The following is a 24,089-nucleotide window of genomic DNA, read 5'->3' as shown; positions in this document are numbered from 1 at the left end:
CACCTGCACCGGCGGTTGAAACACCGCCATCACGCTGCCATCCCTCGATGACGCGCCGACCTCCCGGTGAGCCACCCGCAGCCTGTGTGCGTCCGGCAACCCCTTTTCCGCTGATCCGACCACGTTAATCCGGACGGCCTAACAACGCCCGATTTCGCAACCTGTCCAGGCGATACCGCCGACATCCGCTCCGGACTCCGAGTGCAGCTGTTACATACTCACACCGAGATCCGACATCCCCGCGACAGAGGGGTCTGTCAAACGAGCGGTGTAACTCGGGTTGAAGGGAACTACTTGCGTCCGGCGGCCAGGCGACCGTCGAAGGCGATCTCGAACGCGTTCAACGCGGGTTTCCACCGCATCGTCCAGCGTTGCGGCCGGCGCTGGTCGGGTCGAGGCTCATGATCGCCATGTAGACGCACTTGAGCGCGGCCTGCTCGTTGGGGAAGTGCCCACGGGCCTTCACCGCGCGGCGGATGCGGGCGTTGACGCTCTCGATCGCGTTGGTCGAGCAGATCACCCGCCGAATCTCAGGATCAAAGGCCAGGAACGGCACGAACTCGGCCCAGGCGTTGTCCCACAACCGCACGATCGCCGGATACCGACCACCCCAAGCCTCGGCGAACTCGCCGAACCGCTCCCGCGCCGCAGCCTCCGTGGCCGCGGTGTAGACCGGCTTGAGCGCTTTCGCGATCGCGTCCCAGTGCTGAGGGCCGGCATAGCGGAAGCTGTTGCGCAGCAAGTGCACGATGCACGTCTGGGTGATCGTCTGCGACTAGACCGCAGTGATCGCGTCCGGCAGGGTGGCGCTGTCGAAGGTGATCAGCACGGCGATGTCGAAGTCGAAGGAACGGAAAGCCGAGAAGGAGGCGCTTGCCAGGGTGTCCGTAGCAACGATTCTGGCCTTGACCTGGACTCGACGGTCGTCGGCAGCGAGCAGATCGTAAGACTTGACCGAGTTTGCGGCCAGCTTCCCGCCGTAGACCTGGGCGGCGAGGTACTCGGCGTAGTCGCCCAGCGGGGCGTTGCGAGTCCGCACTACGCCCCGGTCTCGCAGCTCCTGCAGGATCGAGGCGTACCTGGTTAGCAGGTTCGCATTGGATACACCGCTGAGATCGTCGCTAGCCGCCATTTCGTTCATCCTGCCGCCGTCGACGTCCGAAGCTCCGGCCGTGGAGATAGTGTCACACGAGGATTCCGACTGACCGGAAGTCCAGGCACTCCCACGCCATCGCAGGCCTGCACGTCGGCCACGCGCGGACCGGCTCTCCACAACAAAGCACCACCGCAATGCGGTACGACCGCAGGGCCTGCTCCGGCGAGCTTCTCGAAGTACACGAGGTGCCCATGGAAAGCACGCCCGCGGCGACGCCCGTCTCAATGAGGAACCGGTCGACCTCGGCGTACCACTGCCGGACATGCGCTGGTCAAAGCTCGAACGGCTCGTCGCAAATCCAGGCCACCTCGCACCTAGCAGCCTCGTCGGCGAAACACCACCATCATCCCCGCGAGGACCGCCACCCATGATCGCCAGCCGAGATGCGCCGAGACAATCATCATGGTCGCAGCACCGAGATCCAGCTGGCGCCTGCGGGCAACGTGATGACGGTGCCGCGACCACGGGCTGAGTCCACACCGGGACTAGACTTTGTGTCCTTGAACGGCTGGCCGAACAGAGGGGTCTGAGGTGTCTGACGAACCGCGTCCAGGGGACGATGCTCGCCTGATCGCCTTGGTGCACCGGCTGATCGCGCTGCCGCGGGAAACGGAATGGGTGGAGTTCAAGGAGAACTTCTTTAAGGCCGAGGACATCGGTCAGTACATCTCGGCGCTGGCGAATTCCGCCGCGCTCGGCAGCCAGGACAAGGGTTACATGGTGTGGGGCGTCAGCGACACCGACCACACGATCGTCGGTACCACCATGGACCAGCACGGCAAGGTCGGCAACGAGGACTTCCTGAACTGGCTCACCCGGTTGCTGGCACCTCAGATTCACTTCGAGTTCCTCGAGTTCGAGGTTGAAGGTAAGCGAGTCGTGCTGCTCGAGGTCGCGCCGGCGACGGCGAGCCCGGTGCGTTTCCAGAGCGACGAGTGGATCCGGGTCGGGTCGTACAAGAAGAAGCTGCGTGACCACCCGGATCACGCCCGGCGGCTGTGGCAGTCGTTCGACTCCCGGCCGTTCGAGACGCTCTCCGCCGCGTCCGGCCTGGACACCACCGAGGTTCTGCGGCGCCTGGACTATCCCGGGTACTTCGACCTGATGGGGATGCCGCTACCGGATAACCGGAAGGGCATCCTCGATGCCCTGGAGATGGAAGAGCTGGTACGCCGCAACCAGCACGGCGACTGGGACATCACCAACCTCGGCGCCGTCCTGTTCGCCAAGAACATCAACGACTTCACATCGCTCAAACGGAAGGCCGTCCGCGTCATCCGGTACCGCGGAGACAGCCGTGTATCGACCATCCGTGAGCAATCCGGTGTTCACGGCTACGCACCCGCGTTCGCGGGCCTGGTCAACTTCGTCAACAACATGCTGCCCTCGGTCGAGGTGATCAGCGAAGCGATCCGCGGCGACGAGCGCGCTTACCCTGAACTGGCCGTCCGGGAGCTCATTGCCAACGCGATCATCCACCAAGATTTCGCTCAGACCGGCAACGGCCCGATGATAGAGATCTTCGACACCCGACTGGAGATCACCAGCCCCGGCCGACCGTTGGTCGACCCCCTGCGGTTCGTCGACGCCCCGCCCAAATCACGCAACGAGGCGATCGGCGCGCTAATGCGCCGCGCCGGGATGTGCGAGGAACGCGGTAGCGGCTGGGACAAGGTCGTATCCGAGACAGAACTCCATCAGCTCCCGGCGCCGCTGGTCGAGCTGCCTGAGGACAATACGCGGGTCGTGCTGTTCGCACCCAAGCCCCTCAACAGCATGAGCCGCGAGGAAAAGGTCCGTGCCGTCTACCTGCACGCCTGCCTCCGCCGCGTCAACCACGAGACACTCACCAACTCGTCCCTGCGGGAACGCTTCGGGATCAGTCAGCAGAACGCCGCGACCGCCAGCCGGCTCATCAGCGATGCTGTCGCCGCCAACCTGATCGTCCCCTTCGACACCGCAGCCGGGCGCAGATTCATGCAGTACCTGCCGTACTGGGCAGCGGACACCGAGCAGCCCTTTTGACGGCCATTTGATCGAGCCTCTGGACCGGCATCCCCCAAACGGGTGTCTCGACGCCCTGACCGGCGCAAACACCGCAAGATGTCTTTGCGCCGGTCCCGCATGATCCCGCATGCATCAGCCAGCACAACCCGGCGCGTGCCGGGTCGTCCTCGCGTCGTCAGTGTGATCCAGCCTGCATCACTTAATAACTATTAAATAACTTCACGTGATCTCTATTGACAGGCTCATCGAAGGGCCTTGTCCCGCATGTGGTCTAGCTACCCAGGTAGCCCGGGTCGGGGATGCCGCACTGATCGTTGCCAACGGCAGCCGACGGAAGCACGCCGGCACCGAGTCCGCCCATCGGATGGGCGACCAAAACAAGCAAGCAGCCCCACCTCAGATGGCTGCGACCACGCTCTTGATGAAGACAGGGCACTTATCCTTGCCCTGCGCACCATCAGGTGTCGGTCCACGTTCTTCACTCCATGTTCCGCGACCCTAGCCCGGCGACGCGGGCGAGCACGTGACTGACGACGAACCAGCACTCACCGGCTAAGGCCCGGCAGCTGTTCCCGTGCCGAACTTCCCGCTCGTTCGCACCGTCGGCGCCAGTCCACGATCGCCCGGGCAACCCGTTCTCTCACGGTCGGGACGTTCACGATTAACGGGCATGTCTCACCCTGACCAATCTCAACAGCAGACACGTCGAGCTGACCTCAAATTTCATTTCTGGTGTTGACAAGCCCCCTATAGTCTCGGCGCAAACATCAATTTGACCGTTTGCCTCACAAAATCGACCGTTCATGCGAATCCGAAATATCGGCTCAGCTAGTCAGTTGCGACGAGCGGCGTACAAGTTGACTAGCGAGGCATAAGATGATCTACCACTGAAAGCACGGGCGACCAGGACACTAGACGGAACTCGTCCGCCGAGGCAAAGTGAAGCGGAGAGAACAAGCAATGACCTCGATAACAAGAGGGCCATCAGGGTCACGCCTTCACATCACGAGCCCAATCAAATCGCAGGCTACACCGCATGACTTCACAAGATGGGGATGCAGGACATCATGAGTAACGCAATGAAGCCGCCACCTAACGGCGAGACTTCGGCGAGTCTGGGGTATACGAAAAGGCCCGGAACGCATCTGCGTCCGAGCCTTCCACGCGGCAAAACTTGCCCCCTGAAATCATCGTCCTGGCGACTCCAGGGGGCTTTAGTTGTTGCCCCTCCCCGCAGATAGGCAACTACCACTTCCAGTAGAGCGAACCTCAGAGGATGATGACCTGCTTGGTCGAGTCACCCGTCTTGAGAAGGACCTCGGCGCCGTCTTGCTTAACGGCTTGATAGACGACCTCGCCGTAGCCTATGAGACGACGGACAGCCTCGGTGAGGCTGACGCCTTCACGTTCGATTACTGCTTCCAAGGCCCGAATGGTCTCCGGGCCGACAGCGACATTGATACGCTTTGGCGGCGTCTTCTCCTTCTCAGGGTTGGCGCGCTGCTGAGGCGCGTTTGTTGCGGCAGCGGACATGTTGTCTCCTCGACAGGGTCAGTGCGTCGGTCCCTCACCCGATACCGGCACCTGTGGATCTCGGTCTTCGCTGACCAGGCCCCACCCATGAGGACACCTGGTCGAGCGATGCGCCCGTAACCACGTGCCCTGACAGGGGTACGACACTCCCAGGACACGGCTTGCGCGTTATGGCTCACAAACCATACTCAAGCACTTTTTCCACTGGACCACCACCCATATGACGCATCGGTCACACTGTCGTGACATGTGATCCCCACTTCAGGACCACACCCTGAACACGTACCAGTGTCGGCTGAGGTACTCTCAGTGTTACCTAGAGACCGGTCGCCGGCTCGCACCTGCCCCCGACAGGTGTCCGCGCTCCAACTACGTGTCCCGTTACGAGGAACAGGTACAGCCCCGCATGACGACCCACCCCGAGCAACCCAATCCCCCGACCCTGTCGGCAAGCCGCCTCAGTACTGCCAACGCTCGTCACGACCCCGAAGACGACACCTGGGTAGGCCTCACCCCGAACGACCAGCTATCCACCGATCCGGTGGTTCTCGTCTTCACCGACGAAGAGATCACCTCGACGGGCGGGCGCAGGTGGCGAACCCCCTGAACGAGGAAACCTGGAGCGACGACGACCCGGCATCAGGTCGTTCCCACCAGACGCCGCCTCCCAGCCGGGCCCCGGTCGTCAAGGTCAGCGAACTGGCCGCGCAACGTCACGCCCATAAGGCGTCCATGCAGAAGCGCGTACTCGCCGGCGTTTTCGCCCTGCTGCTCATCAGCCTCTTGATCATCGTGCTGGCCGTGTCATTCAAAGGCATCACCGAGAACTTCGCGCTCGAGATCGTCCGGCTGATCCTGCCGGCCGCCCTAGGCTCCGGTGGCACGATCGTCGGTGCGCTGTTCATCAGCCGTGGCCGCGACGAAACCTGACAGTCGATTGGTGGCTTCGCTTGCAGTCGGAGCCACCAATCGCCACTACCATTCGCGCGCCCGCAGGCCGCCAAACGCAGCTGACCGCCACGCTTGCGCCGAAGGCAGGCAAGTCGTCCGGTGCGGTGATTTACCACCCCCGACATTGTTACTAAGAGTGATAACCAGTGCGACATTCCGGCATTGCTGCCCCCACTTACGACAAAGGGGACGAAAACGGTGACGTGCTGAAATGAACGCCGTGCGAAATCACAATCCGTAGCATTGACCCTGCTGACCAAACGCGAGCAACAAGTGATCAACACCGCCCGCCGCGGGGAAGTCGTCAAGCCCGTCAGGCCGATGACGGTGGACAAGCTAGCGACCACCGGCACCGCCCAACAGCAGGTAAGAGCCGATTTGTTCCGCGATCTACTTCGCGGCCTGCACGGCGACCTCGAACCCCGAAGAGTCCGAGCAGAAGGGGTGCGGGTCGCCGGAGTGCTTGACGTCGCAAATATCACTACCGTGATCGGCCTGAGCCTGGACGAGTGCGCGCTCCCGGACGGTCTCGCTCGAGTACCGGATAAGTCGAGGCGTTCGAGTCCGTCCGCGACGAGGGTGACCAGGCCGTCGACGGCCTGGGCCTAGCCGCGGATCAGCAGCGGCGCTTGATCGGGCGATGACTTTACACCGAACCCACACCGTTGACCGGACTAAGAGCCGACACGCCGATGGGTCGCCGTTCGATCTCTGGCCCGTTGTTGAGACTGCGTGCAGCCGAGGTTTGGAGGTCGCATGGGCGCTGTCTCAGCCGGGAGGGCGATCCGGTCGAAGTACGTGTGGTGTTCGTCGGTGCGGATGTGGTTGAAGGCCCAAGGGGCGGCACCAGCGTGCTGTAGCGAGAACTCGGTTGTCGGTACGGTCCCGCCGCGCGGCTGTACCGGGACCGGTGTCTTTTGTGGTTCAGCTGCGGTAGTCAGTCAGTCCACGAACCGCGCAGGTTAGGTTGTCGGGCTGGGGCGAGAAGCTAATCAACAGCGCCCTCGCTCGCTTCGTCATCTTGCTCGGACTCGCCGCAGCGGGCGCGTCAGTGTGGGCTTATCAAACCGGTATCTTCGACAAGCTCGCATGGCTAGCGTGGATCTTGTCCGCACCGGCGGGCGCGGCGTTCCTCTTTGGGCCTTCATCAGGCTGCTCGCCACACCGAACATGACGGCGTCGGTCATTCTCCGGATCACGGGTATCCATCGCGAGGGGCATCCGGCGCGCTGGGCGGCGTTCACCATCGTCGCATTCGGATTCCACCTGGACCTGCTGGCCTCATGGCCCGTCGTTCCTGCTGCGTCGCGAGGAGCGGGGGCCGTCGTCCATCTCGGAACAGGCCAGTCGAAATAGATGCTCGGGTGTCTGCAGGCAACAGTGGCAAGGTAGTCGTCGAGGCCCGGATCATCAGCGTCTCGCAGCCCCGGTCGCCGCGGGCCCGGAATGGATGTCAGGATCGCAACCGTGGCACGCGATATACGACGGGTTGGTTTCCTCGTGTAGCCGATGCTGGTGAGCGAGGCGATCACCGGACGGGCCGTGCACGCCACGCTGTGTCGAGCCGAGCATCACCGGTCACCCGGCGAGGACGTGCGTGGCTGATTCTGCTTTCCACGTGCCGGGTGCGGCGCCGAAGGCGATGTCCCGCTCTTGCCTGGCCGACGTCGTGACCGGCGGCGCTGGACCCGCCATCTCACTCCTACCGCGCTGGCCACGGCACCGCCGAGCACCCAGGGCAGACCTGCGCTGTGGACGACTAACGAGGCCAGGTACAGGACGACTCCCGCGCTCACCAGGACCCGGGTGAGCGCGGACGAAACCCCGGCCAGCAGTTCCTTGGCGTTAGCGGTCCGATCTTTGTCGGCCAGGATCCGGTCAACGAGACGCAGGACGGACTGCGGGTCGCGCCGTCGCTGTGCCCCGATGGTTTCCGCTGGACGCGCCGTCATTTGTGCTACCTCCGACTGTCGTCACCCGTTCCCACAGTGATAGGTCAGCGCGCAGGGTTCCGATCGCCTGTTCGCTTTCGCAATCATTTTGGATGGCACCGCTCGGTACCGTCATCCGACCACCTACAAACTGGTCGTGCGGGCGGAAATGGAGTTGGGTCTATGGCACAGGGTTCTGTCAGGTGGTTCAACAGCGAGATGGGCGCCCAGGCGGGCTTCTATGGGGAGCGTTCCGGTGTGGAGGCCCCGTCCCGCGACCTTGTCGCTACGGGGGTCGCGGGCACCGCCGGAGAGGCGGTCGGAGGCTCCGTCGACGAGCGGCTCGCGTATGACATCGAGATCTGCGCGCGGCTGCGCGCCTGTGGCTGCACCGGCAAAGACTGGGAGGTGTTCGCGCGTGCCCTCTATCAGAAGGCGGTGCGGCTCAGTTTCCGCTGGATCGACTCAGGGATGATGTTCGCCCGGTGCCGCCGGGTAGGACGGCCTATCAGTGGGGGTGATCTCAGCGACTGGGCTCCAGAGGAGCTCAAGGTTCTCGCGCACGAAGTGGTGTCGGAGAACTTCACCCTCTTCGTGCAGGTTGGCATCGTGGGTGGCGCGTGGAACCCACATCGAGGCGCGTCGCTGTTCACCTACTTCATGAACGGCGTTGTGCTGTGCTTCCCCAACGTGGTCCGCAGACATCGCACGGCCCGGTCCCAGTGGGAGCACCGGGTGAACCTGCACGACAACCTCGACGACGTCGATCGAGCCGACATCCACGACTACGGCATGTCCTTGGCGCGGTGTGCGGAAATGCTGGGCGGCCTACTCGCCGCGATCGGCCCGCGTCGCCAGCGCAGAGTTGCCGAGCTGTACTTCGTTCATGGACTGTCCAGCAGCGAGATCGCGGACCGGCTCGACACAACTGAACCTGCGATTCGCAGCCTGCTGAACAGAGCGAAACAGGCGATGCAACTCAGGTATCGCAGTGAGGAGGAACGTCATGACTGACCGCGAAACGAACGACCTGCACCCCACCGAAATGCCGATCGACGAACTAACCCGGCGATCCTCCGCCGGCGGCAGGACAGACCCAGACCTGGACGACGTGTGCACCGACGTCGACGCCACCCGCTTCATCGCCACGCTGGACGTCTCCCAGCTGCCCCACGTGCCCACGAACCAGCTCCCGATCACCGGCCCAGGCCCGACGTACGTGAACCTGCGCCTTCCGGAATCGGCGATCCGTCCCTCGGATCGCCCGAGGTTCAGCTATCCGCTACCACCGGCCGAGACACGAGCAGCTGATCTCGGGCTCGGCGCCGACCGGCTCTGACGCAACGGTGTCCGCATGCCACCCTCCCGCGATCCAGCCACACCGGGCTGACAAACCCCTAGGTGTACTTGGCAATGTTGAGCGGTTGCGGTCCGGTCAGCAGAACCGGCGCGAAGTGGCGACCACCGTTTACCTGGAGGACGTCACGATGCGTGCCACCGACTGGTCCGGCGCGGGCACTCTGCTCATCCAGTTCACCATGGACTTCGGCACGCCGGTTTCTCCTGAACGGGTGGGCGAATGGATCCGGAAGGTACCCCTTTCGCGTCAAAGCGGTGAATGGGCCACGATGGGGCTCAGGTCACGCGTACTGCAGCGACCGGGGCAATGCGGGCTGATCCAGCCGCCTGCCCAAAAGTCCTCATCGCGGCATGAGAGTGCTTTGGGTGGATAAGGGTCGGCTCGGATTGTGCTGAGCCATCCTCCGCGGCAAATGTCGCGTGCTGCGTCCAGGAGCCTAGTGATCAGTCGGCTACGGGAGGACCGGCGGCGTCGGTGGACGTCGGTTGGAGCGACTCATTAGGCAGGACGTCGACTCGACGCAGCTTCGCATAGACCAAGTCGAAGGTGTACCCGGCCGCGATACCCATGGGTACGACGAACCACAGCAACCGCCGGGCGGACTCCGCGGTCAGCGTGTCCTCGTTGGTCAGCAGTTGCGAAGCCACGTACAGCGTAGTGGCGAGCACACCGGCACCGATTCCTCGCGCCGCTGACCAAAGCAGGCTGGAGTACGCCTCTGCGGTGTCACGCACCAGCGCTCCGCCAATGGCGCCGAGGATCGGCCCGACGAGCAAGCAAGCCAATGCCGCACCGATACCGGTCGTCATGTAGGCAAGCAGTATTGACGCGGCGGCCAGGGACAGCGCGGTTGCCCCGGCGAGACTGCTGCCCGCTCGCCGGATGGTGTCACGCCGGCGCGCCTTCTGCTCCGCTTCCTGGGCAGCTTGGCGGCGCGCCCGTTGTGCAAGCAGGCTCGCGACGAGCCGGTTGGCCGACGCATCGGTCCATGACCTCCCCATGAGGTGCAGGTCATCGGCAGTGGCGTCGTTCATGTGCCTGCACAGGTGCTGCCAGACGATCGAAGCTCCGGCCCCGAAGGCCGCCACGGCGACGATCGGGATCCGGACGGCGACCGCGATCACGCCAGCGATGCGGGTCGACCGGCCGCCGCCGATCACGATGATGCCGTCGGCGCCGAACACCGATCGGTAGTAGGAGGTCTCCCAGTCGCCTGCCGGGTCTGGCTCAACCTGGATGCGTTCGGCCGCTTCGGGTGATGTGTCGAACCCGACCGCGACACCGTGCGGCGCCCGGACAATAACCCGTCCGTCACCTACGGTTGCCGCCAGGTAACCCTCGACCACGTCCTTTTCGACATAGGCGGCGTCGCTGGAAAACACCACCAGGTCACATCCGGCTACCGCCAATTCGTAACCGATCGTCCGGCTTGCGCTGACAATCATGGCTCTGTCCTTCAGCGGCGGCTCGTAGATCCGTCCGCGGTCGCCACTGCCCAGGACGACGATAGTAGGCCGCATGAATCCTCCGATTACAGTGACTGACTGTGGATGACGCACCGCTGTGGCGCCGCCGTCACTGCGGCATCAGCACGTCGTCGCCGAAAAGACTTGACTTACGACCACAGACCTGACAAATCCCGTTGGGCCAGTCGCGCTCGCCGTCACCCTTTAGCCCGTGCCGTTGGAGCCCTCGAGTGAAGAAGAATATTTCGGACAGGCGGGCGCGACAGTATGGACAGCCCAGTCGGGCCGCCTCGCGGTTAAGGATCTGGCCCATCTCCTTGTGACTGATCTCGGTGAGCTCGCCGGGCGGCAGGAATAACACCTCTTCGACATTGGTGAACGCCACGATCTTCAGCTCGGCGTCGGGTGGGAGCCGCCTGGGCGTCGCGGACGTCCCCAACAGGTTGTTCAGCTCTGCTGTCGGCCGTTCGCGCGACCCGTGGCTGGCGATCACCTCTAGCAACGTCGGAGCCAGCGCCGCGGCGAACTCGGGCAGCAAGGCGCCGCCGTTCGGAGGGTGCCGGTATGTGACGCCCCCGTACGCTTTCCGCAGGTGGCCCACCTGCTTGTCGATGGCAGTCAGACGTGGGGTGACGAGATTGCCACGTATATCGGTGGCATCGCCCATTGTGCCGCCGAGGGCGATCAGATCGTCGAGGGTGGGCTGGTAGCGGGCGTCGCAGACCACGACAGTGTCGGGCAGCCGTTGCAGCCGGTTAAGGTAACAGATCTCCCGCAGCAGGCCGCGGCCTGTGATCGGCCGTGCGAGAGGGCTGTCCATGAACTGTTCCCAACGGTCCCCTGACATCTCGTAAATCGGCGGCCCGAACGGGAACTCCGGAAAATCGATATCCTTCGGCGAGATGTGCAAGACAACGCCGTCGACGGCCTCGATGCGACTGAGCACATCCCGGCGCCATGCCTCTCGAGTCGAGGGGAGCAGCTCCACGATGTCGACCATCGCGACGTCATGGCCGAACGCCTCGCGCCAGCTCGCCTCCATGACCACGCGGTCCCGCAGGTCGCCGACGATCTCAATCACTGCGGTGTCCCGAACCGCGTGCGCGAGACTATTGAGCACAACAAAGTTCAATGGATCCGGCTTGAAGGTGCGCAGGAACAGGATGTGTGGCCGTGTCACGGCGCTGGCTCCGACGGCTGGACGCCACGTTCCGTGTCGTCGGTCTGCACCCATGTCAGGCCAGACTTGCGGGGCTCACCACGGTTCCACGCCTGGACGTTGGCCGTTGCGTACGGCGAGGTGAGATCCTCGCGGCCAGCCTCGCCCACATCGGAATGAATGATCAAGTGCGGCGGATGCTCCCGAGTAGCGCGGACACTGGCGAGAGTAGAGGTGAGTTCGGCGTGTGCATCGGGCTCGTGTTTAGCGAGTACCGGCTCGGCGAGCAGCAGTTGTTGCTCCGCCTCGTCCAGGTCCGCGGCGTTCCGTCGACGCCGGAAGCGCCGAATGAGGGCAGTGGCGGCCGACCTGCGGTGGAGGGCCGCCATGACACTTGTTCGGTTGTGATCGGCGCTGGCCAGGTCGGCGGCCCTGATGAGGCTGGCGATGGCGTCGTCGAGATCGGCTCTGGCCAGCGTCAGCTGCCATCGGCGGATGAGGAACTCGCCGCGAGTTCCGATCAGTATCGCCGAGCGTGGCTCGTCGGCGAGGCTCATGGCATGATCCAGGATACCGATGGCATCCTCGACGAGTTCCAGATTGCGCGTCTGTGCCCCTGTATCGACCAGTTCAAAACTCATGAAGACGGCGCACTGCTCATAGACTGGCAGCAACTCGTCCCGGATTTGACTGTACTTTGTCAGGCGTGCAGCGTCGAATTCCATGTCTTCGATTGGCAGTGCATCGTCGATCAGACGATTCATGAGTTCGAGGAGCTTGCCCAAGGCGTTGAGCCAAGTGGGAGCTGGGCTGACACCTCGGTTGATAAGTTCGGTGATCTGGTCAAGCGTGGCGGTGTCGCGCATGCGGTCGAATCTGATGGTCAGTGCCGCAAGCAGCGTCGGACCGAGCGACGACGACGCTTCCTCACTGGGATTGGTAGCGAGGCTCAGCTGGGCATGCTCGATCGAGCGGTCGAGGTCTTCCGGTGCGCCGCCGGCCTGGAAGCGGCCCCAAAGCGCGACGGCGAGATTATTGCGGTGCGACACGCCGTTTGGGTCGTCGGGAGCGAACAGGTGTGTAGCACGTTCGGCGACCCGTACTGCCTCGTCTAGCAGCGAGCGAGTCTCACGGGAGGCGCCGGCCTCCCGGCCTGCATCGGCACGGAGCGCCAGCGCGCCAAACAAGTTTGACAAATGCCGCGCCTCGGCCGCTGAGTCCCCGTGTGGCAGATGCGTCGCCCGGCGGCCGTAGGTCACGGCATCGTCGATATCGCCAAGATTGTTCGTGCGGCGGTATTGCACTTGAAGCATGTAGCAAAGGTTTGACAGATCTCCACTTGCGAGCCGAACGTCTGGTCTATCAGCGGGCGCCCGGGCAGCTTGGATCGCCGCGTTCAAGTCCTCCGGCGACAGCGTCTCATTGAACCTATCCCACAGCAGCCGAGATCGTCGATGCTCGAGCTCCGTGCGGAGATCGCCGTTGAAAGAGGGGGTCAGTTTCAGGCTCAGGTCGATCAACTCGTCGCGGTCCTCTTTGCTCGGCCGGATCCTTGAGCGTTGGGAAAGTAGGTCCCAGAGCGCCACGGCGACGCTGAACGCTAGCGGTGGATCAACGGCCTCCGCGTGCGAGTATCGATAGTACTCAATCGCCTTATCGAGATCCTCTGCGTTCCTGGTTAGCTCGTGGCGCGTCACGTATGCTTGGGCGTGAGCAGCCAGCAACACCGGGCTTTCGGCGTCGCGCGAGTTGCGCACCGCACGCTCACCAAGATCGATCGCCGCGTCCAGCCATGCTGGGTTACTCGTGGTCTCGAATTGCTCAAGCCGAGCATTACGCAGGACGATTACGAGCTCACGCGTGAAATGGTCTAGTGGTGCCGCGCCCTCCGCTGAGGTCGCGCATAGCCCTTCCAATCTGACGAGGTCCTCGGCGGCGCCTGTGATTCGGAACCGTTCGAGAAGTAGCGAGACCCGTGCGATTTCTGCTTCGGCCCGATCCCGTCCGTCTGCGTCTGCGATCACGAGTTCGTTGATCGCCAGTGCCCGGTCGAGGTCGAGGGGATCGTGTGTGACGTCGAATCGATGCCAGTAGCTACTGGCGAGCTTGTTCTGACATCGCAGCCACGTCCTGGGAGGCAACTCGGCATCATCCGCCGCTATGATCAAGGTCGCCATGCTGGCGTCGAGAATGGCCAGGTCATCCTGGAAGATTGCCTTAGTGACGGCTCGCATGGCAGCCCGCGCTTGGCGTTCGATGGTCACGGCCTCGGCGACCGCATACGCAAGCTGACGCAGCTGGTCGGGAACCTGGTCTGACGCCGCGGCGCTGAGCACGAGCAGCAGCCAAGCCGAGTCCAATGGAGCGGACGCCGTGGCCTCGTACGCCTCTACTTCCTGCCGACAGCTATGGAACATTGCGACGACGGCCCACGAGGTGGCTAGGTCGTCGCGAGCCCCTGCCTCGGCAGCGGCGGCGACCGTGACAGCTGCCGTCGCCGTAGCGGCGTCCAGCAAGGGACCGGATTCGTTGGTCTCGACGAACGCCACGACGGCATTAGCCAGCGCGGCGAGATGTGGCCCAAGGTCTTCGTCCAATCTGCGTCCTCCTCGGCACGATGGACGTCCTGCCGTCGGTGAATCTATCGCCCGGTGTCTGCCTTCGTTTCGTGTTCCCACAGGCCGACCGTGGCTGCGTCGCGCGCACCCGCCGAGCGGCCATTCTCGTCAGGGGCTCAACATCGGCATCCTCGACAACACACGCCGCGGACCGACTTGCTCGTCGCCCAGAACCACCTCGAACCCCGAGCTGTCGACGACCAGACAGGACACCTCTGCCGCCCTCACCTCACTCGGCGACCAGGCGACCGGGCGAGTCATCCACTCGTCATGACGCAGCATCCTCGAAGGTCGCCAAATCGTCCATTTCAGTTACTGGACGTCTCACAACAGCCATAAACATCCCTCAAACGGCCTATTCGAGCGCTTCCTCCTCCTTCCTCCACGCCGCGGTCTGGTGAAATACCGGGGTAGCGGTGCTGTTGCGCAACCCTTGTCCAGCCCGCTTCAGTTACGTCCTCGCCGGGGTGCGCGTCGGCGCGTCTTCGGTGTGCGCCGGTTCTTGAGGTGGGCGTGGTAGATCGGGGGGGGAAGGCACGGACGCACAGGTCGAGGTAGTGGTCGTTGAGTGCGGCGTCGGGGGTCCAGCGGTGCTGTTCGAGGTCGGTGACGAGCGTGGTCCAGACGGTGAAGACGGTGTCGCGGGCGAGGTCCTCGGCTTCGTCGGCGGTGAGGTGTTCGGGCATGCGGAGCATGGTGCGCCCGGCGCGGGTGGCCTTGCGGAAGATGTCGCCGGTGGTGATCCAGGTCCGGACGAGTGGCTGGGCGTGGGCGATGACCCGCTCGGCGAACTGGTCGAACTCCGGGCCGGTGAAGCCGGCCGCGCGCAGGCGGTCGACGACGGCGGCATCGACGGGGTGCGTGGCCAGGCGAGCCAAACAGGACGGCCGCGCGGAGGCCCGAATCCTAGCTGCGGACGGCTTCGTATTCGGCGTCGAGTCAAACTTTGGCGCGCACTGATCTGTGGCACGCCCACCACTCTGGCCAAGATTGCAATCCAGCTCGGACGGCCACGGGCTCCGCTAGCGCGTCGTTCTGAGACGTCCTCGCGCGTTTGCGCGAGGACGCAGGTCAGGGCCGACGACGCGCGGCCCAAGGGGGCCTCAGCCAGCCTGCTCCGCCGAGTTCGAGGTCTCGTCGGTGAGCAGCTTCCCGGTCTGACCCGGGTCGCGATGCGGTGGGAGCACGATTGTGACCACGGCCGCGTTGACTCCTGCTGGGGTGGCCGACCACTGCCGGACTCACCGGCGCGGACCTGGTCAAGGGACGGCTGGAAGCACTGAAATCGGGCTCAGCAGCGGCGGCTATTGAAGCACACGACATCCCAGGACTTCACTCTGCCGCCCACGGCCAGGGCCATCGATTACTTCGAAATATCCGCCACAGCAAGACAAATTCGGGACGCTCTTGCCATTCTGACGGGAGGTTCACGTCAGGCAGCGACTTAGCGAACAACTCCATACTATCAATCTTATCATAAATACCCAGTCGTCGAAGTGAAAGAACTTGATGAAGTCTCATAAGTGCCAACTTTGCATTACTATCCCAATAGTCATCAACCATAGCGGACGCTTTCCTGTATAACTTCAATCCACTATCGATATGCCCAAGAGTAAGCTCCACAAGTCCCGCAGTAGCAACCAGATAGAATGGCTTCTCTTCAATCTGATGAACTGCAGCGCGCGCCTCCTTGGCTCTGCCAGCAGTAGCCAGCACGTAGGCAGCATTATTTACCAATAGAGCATCGTGCCGAAATCGGGAGAGCGCAGAACGCGCCATGCTGCAAGAAAGTTCCAGATCTCCCGTTACCTCGGCATGAATTAGAAACGCCGCAGAGACCGCGTTAGGTTCAAAATGATCATGCTGACTCCATTTGAGCGCAAGCGCGGCTGCCTTACGAAACCTAAGCTCAAGATAAGCGACCCTGTAACGCAGAAACAACAAGCTTTCCTCGGCGTATTCACCATCTAGCGGAGCAATAAGTTGACGCAACTCGGCCGCATTGGAGCTTTTATTAAGCGACTCCGCCAAGGATTGGATAAGAATAATATCTTTAGGATTTTTCTGGATCGCACGCCTCAGCTTTTGCTGATAATCTTCCGGCGTCTTGCATTTTTCACGGAAGTTCATTATCGCGAGATTAGACTCAATTTCAGTCACTAGTCCCTCGATGCCAGCACTCCGCGCATCACCCAAGGCGCGCTTCAACAAGGCGAGGGCCTTGACTTTCTGCTCAGCTTCAAGCGAGACCCTTGCTTGTAGTACTAAGAAATTCGGAGTCTCAACGACGTCTCGTTGCTTCAGGCTTGCAATCTCAGTGGATGCCAACTGAACGTCACCGGCCGCTAAAAGCAGCTCAATAAAAGCAAACACTATGTCTCGCCGGAAGGGAGCCAGCCTCGCAGCCTGCATAGCATGATGTATAGCTTTTTTTCGAGACCCCAGCTGCCAGAAAGCAAAAGCCATATTCAACAAAGTATCAGGATCTGTTTCAAATCGAGCCGAGCTACGCAGCTCTTTAAGTGCCTCCGCCGGCTTACCTTGACTTAATAGTGTATATCCGCGAAGTGCATCAGCTTCCGGCGACTCGAGCCCATCTAGGATCTCAATCACATCATCCCACCGCTTTTCTTCGGCGGCAAGACTGGCACGAATGCGGCGAAGAGTTTCAGTTCGAGGCAGTCGATCGAGCCAGTAGAAGACCTTGCTCCGATATCCCACCTGAAGGAAAAGTCTAATAGCTGCGATTGCCGTCGCAGCGTCGAAGCTGCCTCGGTGGCCGTCTTGTACAACAAGATTGAGACAGTCATCCGCAGCACGAACTGCGTCTTCCGAATTTTCGGCAGCAAGCTCGGCGTGAGCTAAGCGCGAAAAAGCAGTCGCATTTGGCGTACCACCATACACAATGACACGGAGACGTTCTGCGAACTCAGCAGCGTTTTGAGACCATTCGTCTAGTTCTCGACGCAAACCCGCCTCGCCACCCTGCCGTACCCGCGGGCGCGAAACTGGCGATGAGGCTAACGCGGATTTTTCGACTCTTCCACCTGGGCGAACCGGTCCGCTTATCGGGTCAATTGCAGTCACGCTTGAGTGGACTGTAGCGCCATTCACATTCATGAGACCCCCCGGAGTGAGCTGCGACGAGACTTAACCTTTTCAGTCTTTACTGTACGAATTAGAATATCAGTCCTACGAAGCAGCCATTCGAGTCCTGAAAGATTTCCCCCGTCAAGAGAAATGCCTTTCTTTGGCAATCGCTCCGAAGGAACCGGATCGCATAACTGCCTAATCAAGGCTGCACCATGCTGCTTCAGCGAAGCGGGCAACTCTTCCTCGAATATCTCAAAGGCGAGTTTGTAGTTCTTCCTAACGCTAGAGAGATCTACGATGCGCCCCTGTTGCCGCTCCATGAAAGCATGGGTCACCTGAGACCGGGTGGGCGCTAGAGTGAGACTTGTCAAGGCTTGACCAGTGCCTAGCTCAAAAAGGATCGAACCGAGCCCATATAGGTCAGCCAACATGTGTGCTCGCGGCGAGTCCTCACCCTGTGCAAATACGAACTCTGGCGGAGCAAATCTCATGTCACCTCGCCCCACAAAGTAGTCCTCGGGTCGCACGATCGCTTCTTCACGAAGATCCCGAGCCCGCCCCAAATCCCCAACCTTACAGTCAGTGATGTTTTTGGGCTTCACGAAGAGGAGGCAGTTCTCGCTTTTCATATCTCGGTGCACAATTTGCTTCAAATGCATTTGATGCACGCCTAAGATTACTCCTCGCCACAATGTTAAGCGTTCGACCCACGTAATCTTGTCTCGACACAAAACGAGAACTTCGAGACACTCATTAGATAGCTCTAGCACATGGTACTTGAGATCGATCAAAAGAGCGCCCGAAGCTCCGTACTGCAACTCAACCTTTTCAGACCCAGAGTCTACCAAGTCGACGACGTTCGAACTTTTGTGCAGCAGCGACAGGAGGGAGCGTTCACGGTCAAACTCAGCAATAGCAGGCAACTCTGAGTTTGGAAGTAATACTTTGACCGCAACCCGATCGCCGGACGAAACGTGTGACGCTTCGAAAACGCGACCAAATTGGCCGCCGCCCAGGTAATTGTGCAGTTGATACTGCCCAAGTTGCAGACTGGCCAGGAAGTCGTTCCACGAGTCCGGACTGCTCATTCACCCTCCTCGCCTGACAGAGAATATTTTTCTCTGATTCTTTGCAGCTCGTCAGGATTTTGCTGCAAGATGCGCAGGATGTCACCCGGCACACGGCCATCCGCAAGCTCGATGAGTTCCGATGAGATGCCGTAGTAATCTGCTACTCGTTTTGCCACGCCAGGCGTAAAGCGACGTTGCCCCGTCTCAAGGCGCGAAAGCTGGGACGCCGCAAGACCGAGTTCAGTCGAGGCCACGCGAAGGGAACGCCCCTGGTCGCGGCGCAACTTACGCAAGAAACTGGCAGCACTCTCTTCCTGAGTCACCACCGAAGGCTACTGGACTGTTGCCACACTTGGCAACGGACGCCCTATCACAACTCGATCGTGAATCCAAGCGACACGACCCCGCGAGTCGGTAGCTACGCAGCGTAGCTGATTGCGACACTCGATACCGCCACGGGAGTATGTGGAAAGCTGCAGGTAGAGGGCGTATTCACGCAGAGTTCTGGGCGTGCGGCGCGTCTTGCATCCGCAGCAGGGTGCTAGCCGCAGCAGATGCGATGGGGCAACCGATGGGGGCACAACAGCCACGACTACGACACTTGTGGACTTCTCCCAGGGTCTGTCGTCCACCAACAACGCTTAAGACCTGTGGATCGGCCTAAGAAGGGCCCACCTTCCCAGGTGATCGAGTTGAGGTCTCGAACAGGCCGACGTTGGCGCGTCGGTTGAGAGGGCACGCCCATACTCACGTCGTCCCCCCACCTAGCCGACTCTGATGACAACAACCAGATGATGCCACCCTGCTGGCGATCTGCTCGACCGCCTTGGTGTAGCGATCGGTGCACTGGCCTTGTTCGGCGACCCTATCCACGCTTCCGCGTGGTGTTGAGTGACAACTGCACCCAGCTGGGGATCATCCCCGCCACCCGCGGGGAGCACGGGACCGGATTGTGCGCGTTCGGCTGGATGCTCGGATCATCCCCGCACCTGCGGGGAGCACCCTGACGATTTCGACCGGGACGCGTGGCAGGAAGGACCATCCCCGCGCCTGCGGGGAGCACTCGACGGCGGCCATCATTCCGCCCTGGGCGGACGGATCATCCCCGCGCCTGCGGGGAGCACACTCGCTGACCTGGGATGATAGCGCGCCCTCAGGCCATTCTGCTTCGGTTTGCATGTGAAGACCCTGGGGCAGGCGGCTTCCAAGAACACCGCGAACTGCAAACCTGGAGCACAACATCGGTTGCACCAGTGCTCGACTATGTCAGACCGCATCAACAAGGTCGCAGCTACTCCAGCCGACCAGCAGAGTCTCGAACATCGCAGGTCAGCGCCTGCTTAGACCTGACTGGGACGTGTGTCAGGAGCTCAAGTCTCGTCGGACGATGCCCCGCGTGTCGGTGAGCAGGCCCGCACCGGGCCGCGATCGCATCATCGGGTCGCACGAGCGGGCGGAGCAGATCTCGCCCGCTGACCACGCCGCCCCGGGACACCGGCCTCGGCCGGCCCCGGGTGGTCATCAACTCGCCGGCCGTGGTCCCTTTGTCGCCCTCCTTCGTGCCGCGAAGCGCGTCGAACTCAGCGAACGTGCCGACCACCCGGCCCGCAGCGTCGACCACGGGCAACCCAGCGAAACCGTGTTCGACGAGAAGCTCGAGCGGATGTCGCGGAGCGTCATTGGCCGCTCCGGAACTGGTCATGATCTCCGAAGCACTGCCCACCGTCCACAAAGGAAATACGAAGGGATCAGGCGGTGCGGCGGTTGTGTCGTTGGTCGCGCGGGACGATGGCGGCAACGGCTTCGGCAGTGTCGCGGGCGAGTTCGGGCAGTACGTGGGCGTAGGTGTCTGCGGTGACCGTGATGGAGGAGTGGCCGAGCAGCTCTTGCACGACTTTGAGGTCCGCTCCGGCAGCGATCATGAGGGTGGCCGCGCCGTGGCGTAGGTCGTGCAGGCGTACGGGTGGGAGTTCGGCGGCGTCGGCGATGACGTGGAAGGCGTCGGTGAGCTTCGCTGGGTGCAGCGGATTTCCGTCGCGTTCGGTGCACACCAGCTCGTGCTCGACCCAGTCGGTCCCGGCCGCCACGCGCAGTTCGTGCTGGTGTTTCTTCTGCCTTCGCAAAACCAGTGTGGTGGCCTCGTCGAGGGCGATGACGCGGCCGGAGGCTTCGCTCTTGGGTTCGCCGAACTCGGCCCTCCATCCCAGTTGCACGATTGCGGTGGAGATGGTGATCGATCGGCTGGCCAGGTCGATGTTCCACCACGGTAGCCCGCAGGCTTCGCCGCGTCGCAATCCCCGATAGGCGATGACGTGGAACAGCGCGTAGTAGGGGTGGCCCTCGGCCTGGTCGAGGAATCGGCCGATCTGCTCGGGCGTCCACACCATGACCCGTGAGGGCTTCTGTCCGGTGCGCTGCCACCGCTCGACCCGGTCCGGTGTCCACAGCAGAGCCTTCGGGCGGCGCCCGGAGGGCAGCTCAACGTAGGAGGCCGGATTGAAGGTGATCTTCTGGGCGCGGATGGCGGCGTTTAGCGCGGCACGCAGAGTGGCGCGATAGCGCTGCATGGTGGCCGCGCCCATGACTCGCATGCCGTGCGCGCTCTTCCGGACCTCGGGGTCGTCGCTGCTCTTGGCGGCCGTGATGGTGTCGTTGCGTTCGGCCATGGCATCGAACATGCGGGAGATGTGCTCGACGGTGAGCGTGTCGAGTCGGTAGTGACCCAGATGCGGGAGCAGCCAGTTGGTGATGTGGCGCTGGTAGGACAGCCGGGTTCCTTCCCGGATCTTTTTGCGTGTCGCGATCCAGCTGGTCAGCCATTGACCGACGGTCGGGATGGCGTTGAGGTCGGCGTTACCTGCGTCGAGTTGTTTGCTGACTGCCTCGGGTGTGGGAAACGGTTCTCCTGTACGCAGCCGGTTGTCGATGAGGTCGCCGATCGTGGCGTGCGCGGCCTCGCCGCGTCGTTCGCCGAGTGTGAGGAGGTCGGCGATCTGGTCGAGCTGGTCTTGCGCGGCGGTCTGCGAGGCGAATCCGTGCCGCCTACGGGTGCGGCGAGTCCCGTTGTTGTGTTTGGGAAGTTCAGCTTGAAACGACCAGGTCCCGTGGTTGGAGCTCCACATGCCGTTGCCACGTTTGAGTTTCGTGCATTGACTCCCGAGTTGCTTCCTGGTGCCGGGATCGGTACAGGTACAGCGTTTGAAAGTGCTGCCTTTGAACGTCATCGCGGATTTTCCTTTCCCGCAATCCGTGGGATCGTCGCGTTTGGACACGGACATGGACGCTCCAATGCACACAGAGGGGAAGCGTCAGGTACGAGGCTCTTTGTCGAGCCCGAGTAGCTCGATCAGCGGTGCGACGGCGATGCGATAGCTGCGGCCGACGCGAATCGCTGGTACTGGGAGGGTTCCGTTGCGGGCGAGTTTGTAGGCGGTTGTCCGGCCGATGCCGAGCATGCGGGCGGCTGTCATCAGGTCGGTTGTCACTCCGAGGGCGCCGAGCTGTTCGCGCGACCGCGCCGGTGATGACGCGGTCGTGGCTGCCGAGTCAGGTGCGGCGGAGGAGCGGCGGTCGAGATCGTGCACAGCAACCTCCTCTCTGTGAAACGGGTTCGTTGGTAGGCATGGGGTTCTCGCGCGCGGGCGGCGACCGCGATCAACGGGCACCCGGTGCGACTGGGATCGCCGGGGATCGGAACGGCGCCAGTGACCGGCGCAGGACCCGAAACGGTGCCTGTGTTGGCGCGCGGCTGGTCCTACGGGACCGATGCGGCAGGAGAACGGGGGCAGCCGTCGGGGTCGTCTTCTTCGGCGCTCAGGCGGCCGCGAATGGCATCGGGGTTGACCTCGTCCAACGGCGACGGGAAGCGGGGATGAAAACTGACCGCGCAACGCTTTGCCGTCGGCGTTCGCACGGGGCTGCCGTGGCGGATCACCTTGTCGAACACGGTCAGAACCGGGATTCCGGCCTCGGTGCCGATCCGGCGGGTGGTGTCGAGTTGCGCGTAGACCTGTTTGGGTTCCTAGCCGGTATCGGCGAACCATGCAGCATTGAGATGCGAGATCTGCCCCTCGCACGCGAGCAGTAACACGGGCAGACTCTTCACCCCGGCCTCGAGGCTCAGGTATTGGCTGCGTGGCCGCGGGGTAACGCTCGCGACGCGGCGTGCCTGGTCGGTGCGCCGATGTCGTGGGCGGACGGCAGCACGCCGACGACTGTGTGGGCGGGCGCGACGGTGGCGGCCCCGCGCCGCGGAGGGTGGGCGATGCCATGATCACCGCGCCTCCTTGTCGTGCCGCACGCTGGTCGCGGGATCCTGTGCCGCCCAGAACAGCGCAGGGGTGACCAGGGTGCGGTGCGCGGGCTGGTCGGAGAGCACCCACTGCTCGATCGGACGGAAGGCGCCGTTCTCGTCGCGGGTTCCGGTGGCCTGGTAGCCGGTGTACTTGATGTTGGTCAACATCAAGTACACCGCTGCGAGTGGCCAGGAGGAGTGTGTCCCGGGCGGTGGATAGCGGTCATGGTCGGCGTCGAGCCGCGCGGTGATGTGCTCGACCGACAAGCCGGTGATCGCGCGCCAATAAAAGACGTCTTGCACCACGAGAGCGCGGCGCGGGTCCGGTGTCAGGCGGGTGCGAGGTATCCCGCGACGGCTTTGCGCTCCGGTCACGGTCATCGTGGTGTAGCCGTAGGGCGGGTGGTGAACGTTCCAGCCCTCGCGGATCAGAGCCGTGATCGTCTCGGCCGACCGTCGCGTCACCGGATGCCGCACGGGCTGAACACCGGAAGGTCTGTGGCTGGCGAGTGCTCGGTTCGGTCGCCGCCGGTATCGGAGCCGGAGGCAGGTGGTCTGGGCCCAGCGGCGCAGTTGGGCCGCTGGGTGGCGTGTCCAGCTGTGTGTAGGCATGGCAAAGAGACCCTTCAAGAAAGTTGAGGTGTGGAAGCGGTGGAGCGTGGCGCTCCGGGGCGGGCTCGGTGGTGTCCTCGCCCCGGAGCGCCACGGGTTCAGCGCCGTGTGCGGGGAGCGCTGCGGCGGGTGCGCGCGGCGGGCGTCGCCTGGGCGGTGCCCGGCGGATGCGTCAAACCACTGTCCACCCGGGACGGTCGGCTCGCTCGGGAGCGCTTGTCCCGCTGCGGCGGGCTGACCGGCGGCTGGCAGGGCGGACGGTGCAGGTGAGTGAGGTCGTCCAGCAGGTGACGCAGTGCGCGCGCGGCTTGCTGTGGCACGACTCCGTTGCCGAGGGCGCGAAGTTGCGCGGTGCGGGGCAGCTCGAGGTGCCCGGCGGTGACCCAGCCTGGGGGCAGGCCCATGAGCCATTCGACGAACGGTGGTGCGAGCACGGGACGTCCGTGGCGGCCGGGCTGGGTCGGGTACGGGGCCGCGCGGCTGGTGATGAGTTCCCATCGGTGCACGGCGGCGGCGTACTCGCCCCAGTTCACCGGCCCGGGTTCACCGCGTGCTGTGCGGCGGGCGCGCGGTGCGCGGGTGGTCGTCACGGTCCTTCACCTTCTTCCGCGCTCGGGACTTCGGTGCGGGTGTGGTGACGGCGATGACGACCGAGGGCAGCATCAGATCGCCCTTCGAGCCGCGCTGCGCGGGACAGCCTTTGGTGCCGTCGGTCGCGCGTGGAGTCGGCAGAAGTCGTGGAGTGTCCATGAGGGCTGGGCCTCCTTGTCATGGGCGTGGCGGGGATTTAGGTGGACGAACCGTCGTGCGCGGTCGGGCGGCGGCGGCATCACTCCACG

20 protein-coding genes and 1 pseudogene are annotated in these 24,089 nt (G+C 63.0%); 5 read left to right on the top strand and 16 right to left on the bottom strand.

Annotated features, from left to right (window positions below):
- Positions 1–290: 290 nt before the first annotated feature.
- Together HDA45_RS32785 and HDA45_RS32780 are read right to left on the bottom strand one after the other, a co-directional pair.
- Positions 291–760 (bottom strand): annotated as a pseudogene (locus HDA45_RS32785) (transposase); the annotation flags it as partial.
- 15 nt (positions 761–775) lie between these two features.
- The gene (locus HDA45_RS32780; protein ID WP_246480869.1) at positions 776–1,141 is read right to left on the bottom strand and encodes a DUF6998 domain-containing protein; all 366 of its coding nucleotides are present in this window, start codon (positions 1,139–1,141) and stop codon (positions 776–778) included.
- 546 nt (positions 1,142–1,687) lie between these two features.
- On the opposite strand from HDA45_RS32780, the gene HDA45_RS32775 reads away from it, so the two are divergent.
- The gene (locus HDA45_RS32775; RefSeq protein WP_343072211.1) at positions 1,688–3,181 is read left to right on the top strand and encodes an RNA-binding domain-containing protein; all 1,494 of its coding nucleotides are present in this window, start codon (positions 1,688–1,690) and stop codon (positions 3,179–3,181) included.
- Positions 3,182–4,432: 1,251 nt separating this feature from the next.
- On the opposite strand, the gene HDA45_RS32770 is transcribed toward HDA45_RS32775, so the two are convergent.
- Positions 4,433–4,696, bottom strand: a complete 264-nt coding sequence (locus tag HDA45_RS32770; protein WP_184901894.1) for a ribbon-helix-helix protein, CopG family — start codon at positions 4,694–4,696, stop codon at positions 4,433–4,435.
- A 591-nt stretch (positions 4,697–5,287) separates the two neighbouring features.
- Here HDA45_RS32770 and HDA45_RS32765 point away from each other — a divergent pair.
- From HDA45_RS32765 to HDA45_RS32750, 4 genes are all read left to right on the top strand, one after another.
- A complete protein-coding gene (locus HDA45_RS32765) occupies positions 5,288–5,626 on the top strand; it encodes a hypothetical protein (RefSeq protein ID WP_184901892.1) in 339 nt (112 codons plus the stop codon).
- A gap of 1,119 nt (positions 5,627–6,745) precedes the next feature.
- On the top strand, positions 6,746–7,003 hold the full coding sequence (locus HDA45_RS32760; RefSeq protein ID WP_184901890.1) for a hypothetical protein: 258 nt from the start codon (positions 6,746–6,748) through the stop codon (positions 7,001–7,003).
- A gap of 758 nt (positions 7,004–7,761) precedes the next feature.
- Positions 7,762–8,592 (top strand): sigma-70 family RNA polymerase sigma factor, encoded by an 831-nt coding sequence (locus tag HDA45_RS32755; RefSeq protein ID WP_184901888.1) that lies wholly within the window; start codon positions 7,762–7,764, stop codon positions 8,590–8,592.
- On the top strand, positions 8,585–8,917 hold the full coding sequence (locus HDA45_RS32750) for a hypothetical protein (RefSeq protein ID WP_184901886.1): 333 nt from the start codon (positions 8,585–8,587) through the stop codon (positions 8,915–8,917). The genes HDA45_RS32755 and HDA45_RS32750 overlap by 8 nt, the downstream gene beginning before the upstream one ends.
- Before the next feature lie 464 nt (positions 8,918–9,381).
- Here the strand turns inward: HDA45_RS32750 and HDA45_RS32745 are convergent, their stop codons facing one another.
- From HDA45_RS32745 to HDA45_RS32685, 13 genes are all read right to left on the bottom strand, one after another.
- The gene (locus HDA45_RS32745; protein WP_184901884.1) at positions 9,382–10,458 is read right to left on the bottom strand and encodes a hypothetical protein; all 1,077 of its coding nucleotides are present in this window, start codon (positions 10,456–10,458) and stop codon (positions 9,382–9,384) included.
- Positions 10,459–10,513: 55 nt separating this feature from the next.
- Positions 10,514–11,584, bottom strand: coding sequence for a hypothetical protein (locus HDA45_RS32740; protein WP_184901882.1), 1,071 nt, complete (start codon positions 11,582–11,584; stop codon positions 10,514–10,516).
- The gene (locus HDA45_RS32735) at positions 11,581–14,160 is read right to left on the bottom strand and encodes a hypothetical protein (protein WP_184901880.1); all 2,580 of its coding nucleotides are present in this window, start codon (positions 14,158–14,160) and stop codon (positions 11,581–11,583) included. Before HDA45_RS32735 ends, HDA45_RS32740 begins: the two co-directional genes overlap by 4 nt.
- Positions 14,161–14,489: 329 nt before the next feature.
- Entirely contained in the window at positions 14,490–15,059 is a 570-nt protein-coding gene (locus HDA45_RS32730; protein WP_184901878.1) for a hypothetical protein, read from the bottom strand.
- A 454-nt stretch (positions 15,060–15,513) separates the two neighbouring features.
- The gene (locus HDA45_RS32725; RefSeq protein ID WP_184901876.1) at positions 15,514–17,268 is read right to left on the bottom strand and encodes a tetratricopeptide repeat protein; all 1,755 of its coding nucleotides are present in this window, start codon (positions 17,266–17,268) and stop codon (positions 15,514–15,516) included.
- Positions 17,269–17,297: 29 nt separating this feature from the next.
- Positions 17,298–18,362 (bottom strand): protein kinase domain-containing protein, encoded by a 1,065-nt coding sequence (locus tag HDA45_RS32720; RefSeq protein ID WP_184901873.1) that lies wholly within the window; start codon positions 18,360–18,362, stop codon positions 17,298–17,300.
- Positions 18,359–18,667: a helix-turn-helix domain-containing protein gene (locus HDA45_RS32715; protein ID WP_184901871.1), complete on the bottom strand. Its 309-nt coding sequence runs from the start codon at positions 18,665–18,667 to the stop codon at positions 18,359–18,361. Before HDA45_RS32715 ends, HDA45_RS32720 begins: the two co-directional genes overlap by 4 nt.
- Before the next feature lie 1,425 nt (positions 18,668–20,092).
- Positions 20,093–21,622, bottom strand: coding sequence for a tyrosine-type recombinase/integrase (locus tag HDA45_RS32710; RefSeq protein WP_246480867.1), 1,530 nt, complete (start codon positions 21,620–21,622; stop codon positions 20,093–20,095).
- 30 nt (positions 21,623–21,652) lie between these two features.
- Entirely contained in the window at positions 21,653–21,928 is a 276-nt protein-coding gene (locus tag HDA45_RS43095) for a helix-turn-helix domain-containing protein (RefSeq protein ID WP_343072210.1), read from the bottom strand.
- Positions 21,929–22,098: 170 nt separating this feature from the next.
- Positions 22,099–22,290, bottom strand: coding sequence for a hypothetical protein (locus tag HDA45_RS32700; RefSeq protein WP_184901869.1), 192 nt, complete (start codon positions 22,288–22,290; stop codon positions 22,099–22,101).
- A 327-nt stretch (positions 22,291–22,617) separates the two neighbouring features.
- Positions 22,618–23,103 carry a recombinase family protein gene (locus HDA45_RS32695; RefSeq protein WP_184901867.1) on the bottom strand — a complete coding sequence of 162 codons (486 nt, stop codon included), beginning with the start codon at positions 23,101–23,103 and terminating at the stop codon, positions 22,618–22,620.
- Between the two features lie 245 nt (positions 23,104–23,348).
- Positions 23,349–23,840, bottom strand: coding sequence for a hypothetical protein (locus tag HDA45_RS32690; protein WP_184901865.1), 492 nt, complete (start codon positions 23,838–23,840; stop codon positions 23,349–23,351).
- Positions 23,794–24,000 carry a hypothetical protein gene (locus tag HDA45_RS32685; RefSeq protein WP_184901863.1) on the bottom strand — a complete coding sequence of 69 codons (207 nt, stop codon included), beginning with the start codon at positions 23,998–24,000 and terminating at the stop codon, positions 23,794–23,796. Before HDA45_RS32685 ends, HDA45_RS32690 begins: the two co-directional genes overlap by 47 nt.
- Positions 24,001–24,089 lie beyond the last annotated feature (89 nt).

Source organism: Amycolatopsis umgeniensis (assembly GCF_014205155.1).
Taxonomy (GTDB): Bacteria; Actinomycetota; Actinomycetes; order Mycobacteriales; family Pseudonocardiaceae; genus Amycolatopsis; species Amycolatopsis umgeniensis.
The sequence above is the reverse complement of the archived record's forward strand: the minus strand, read 5'-3'. Positions and strand labels throughout refer to the sequence as shown.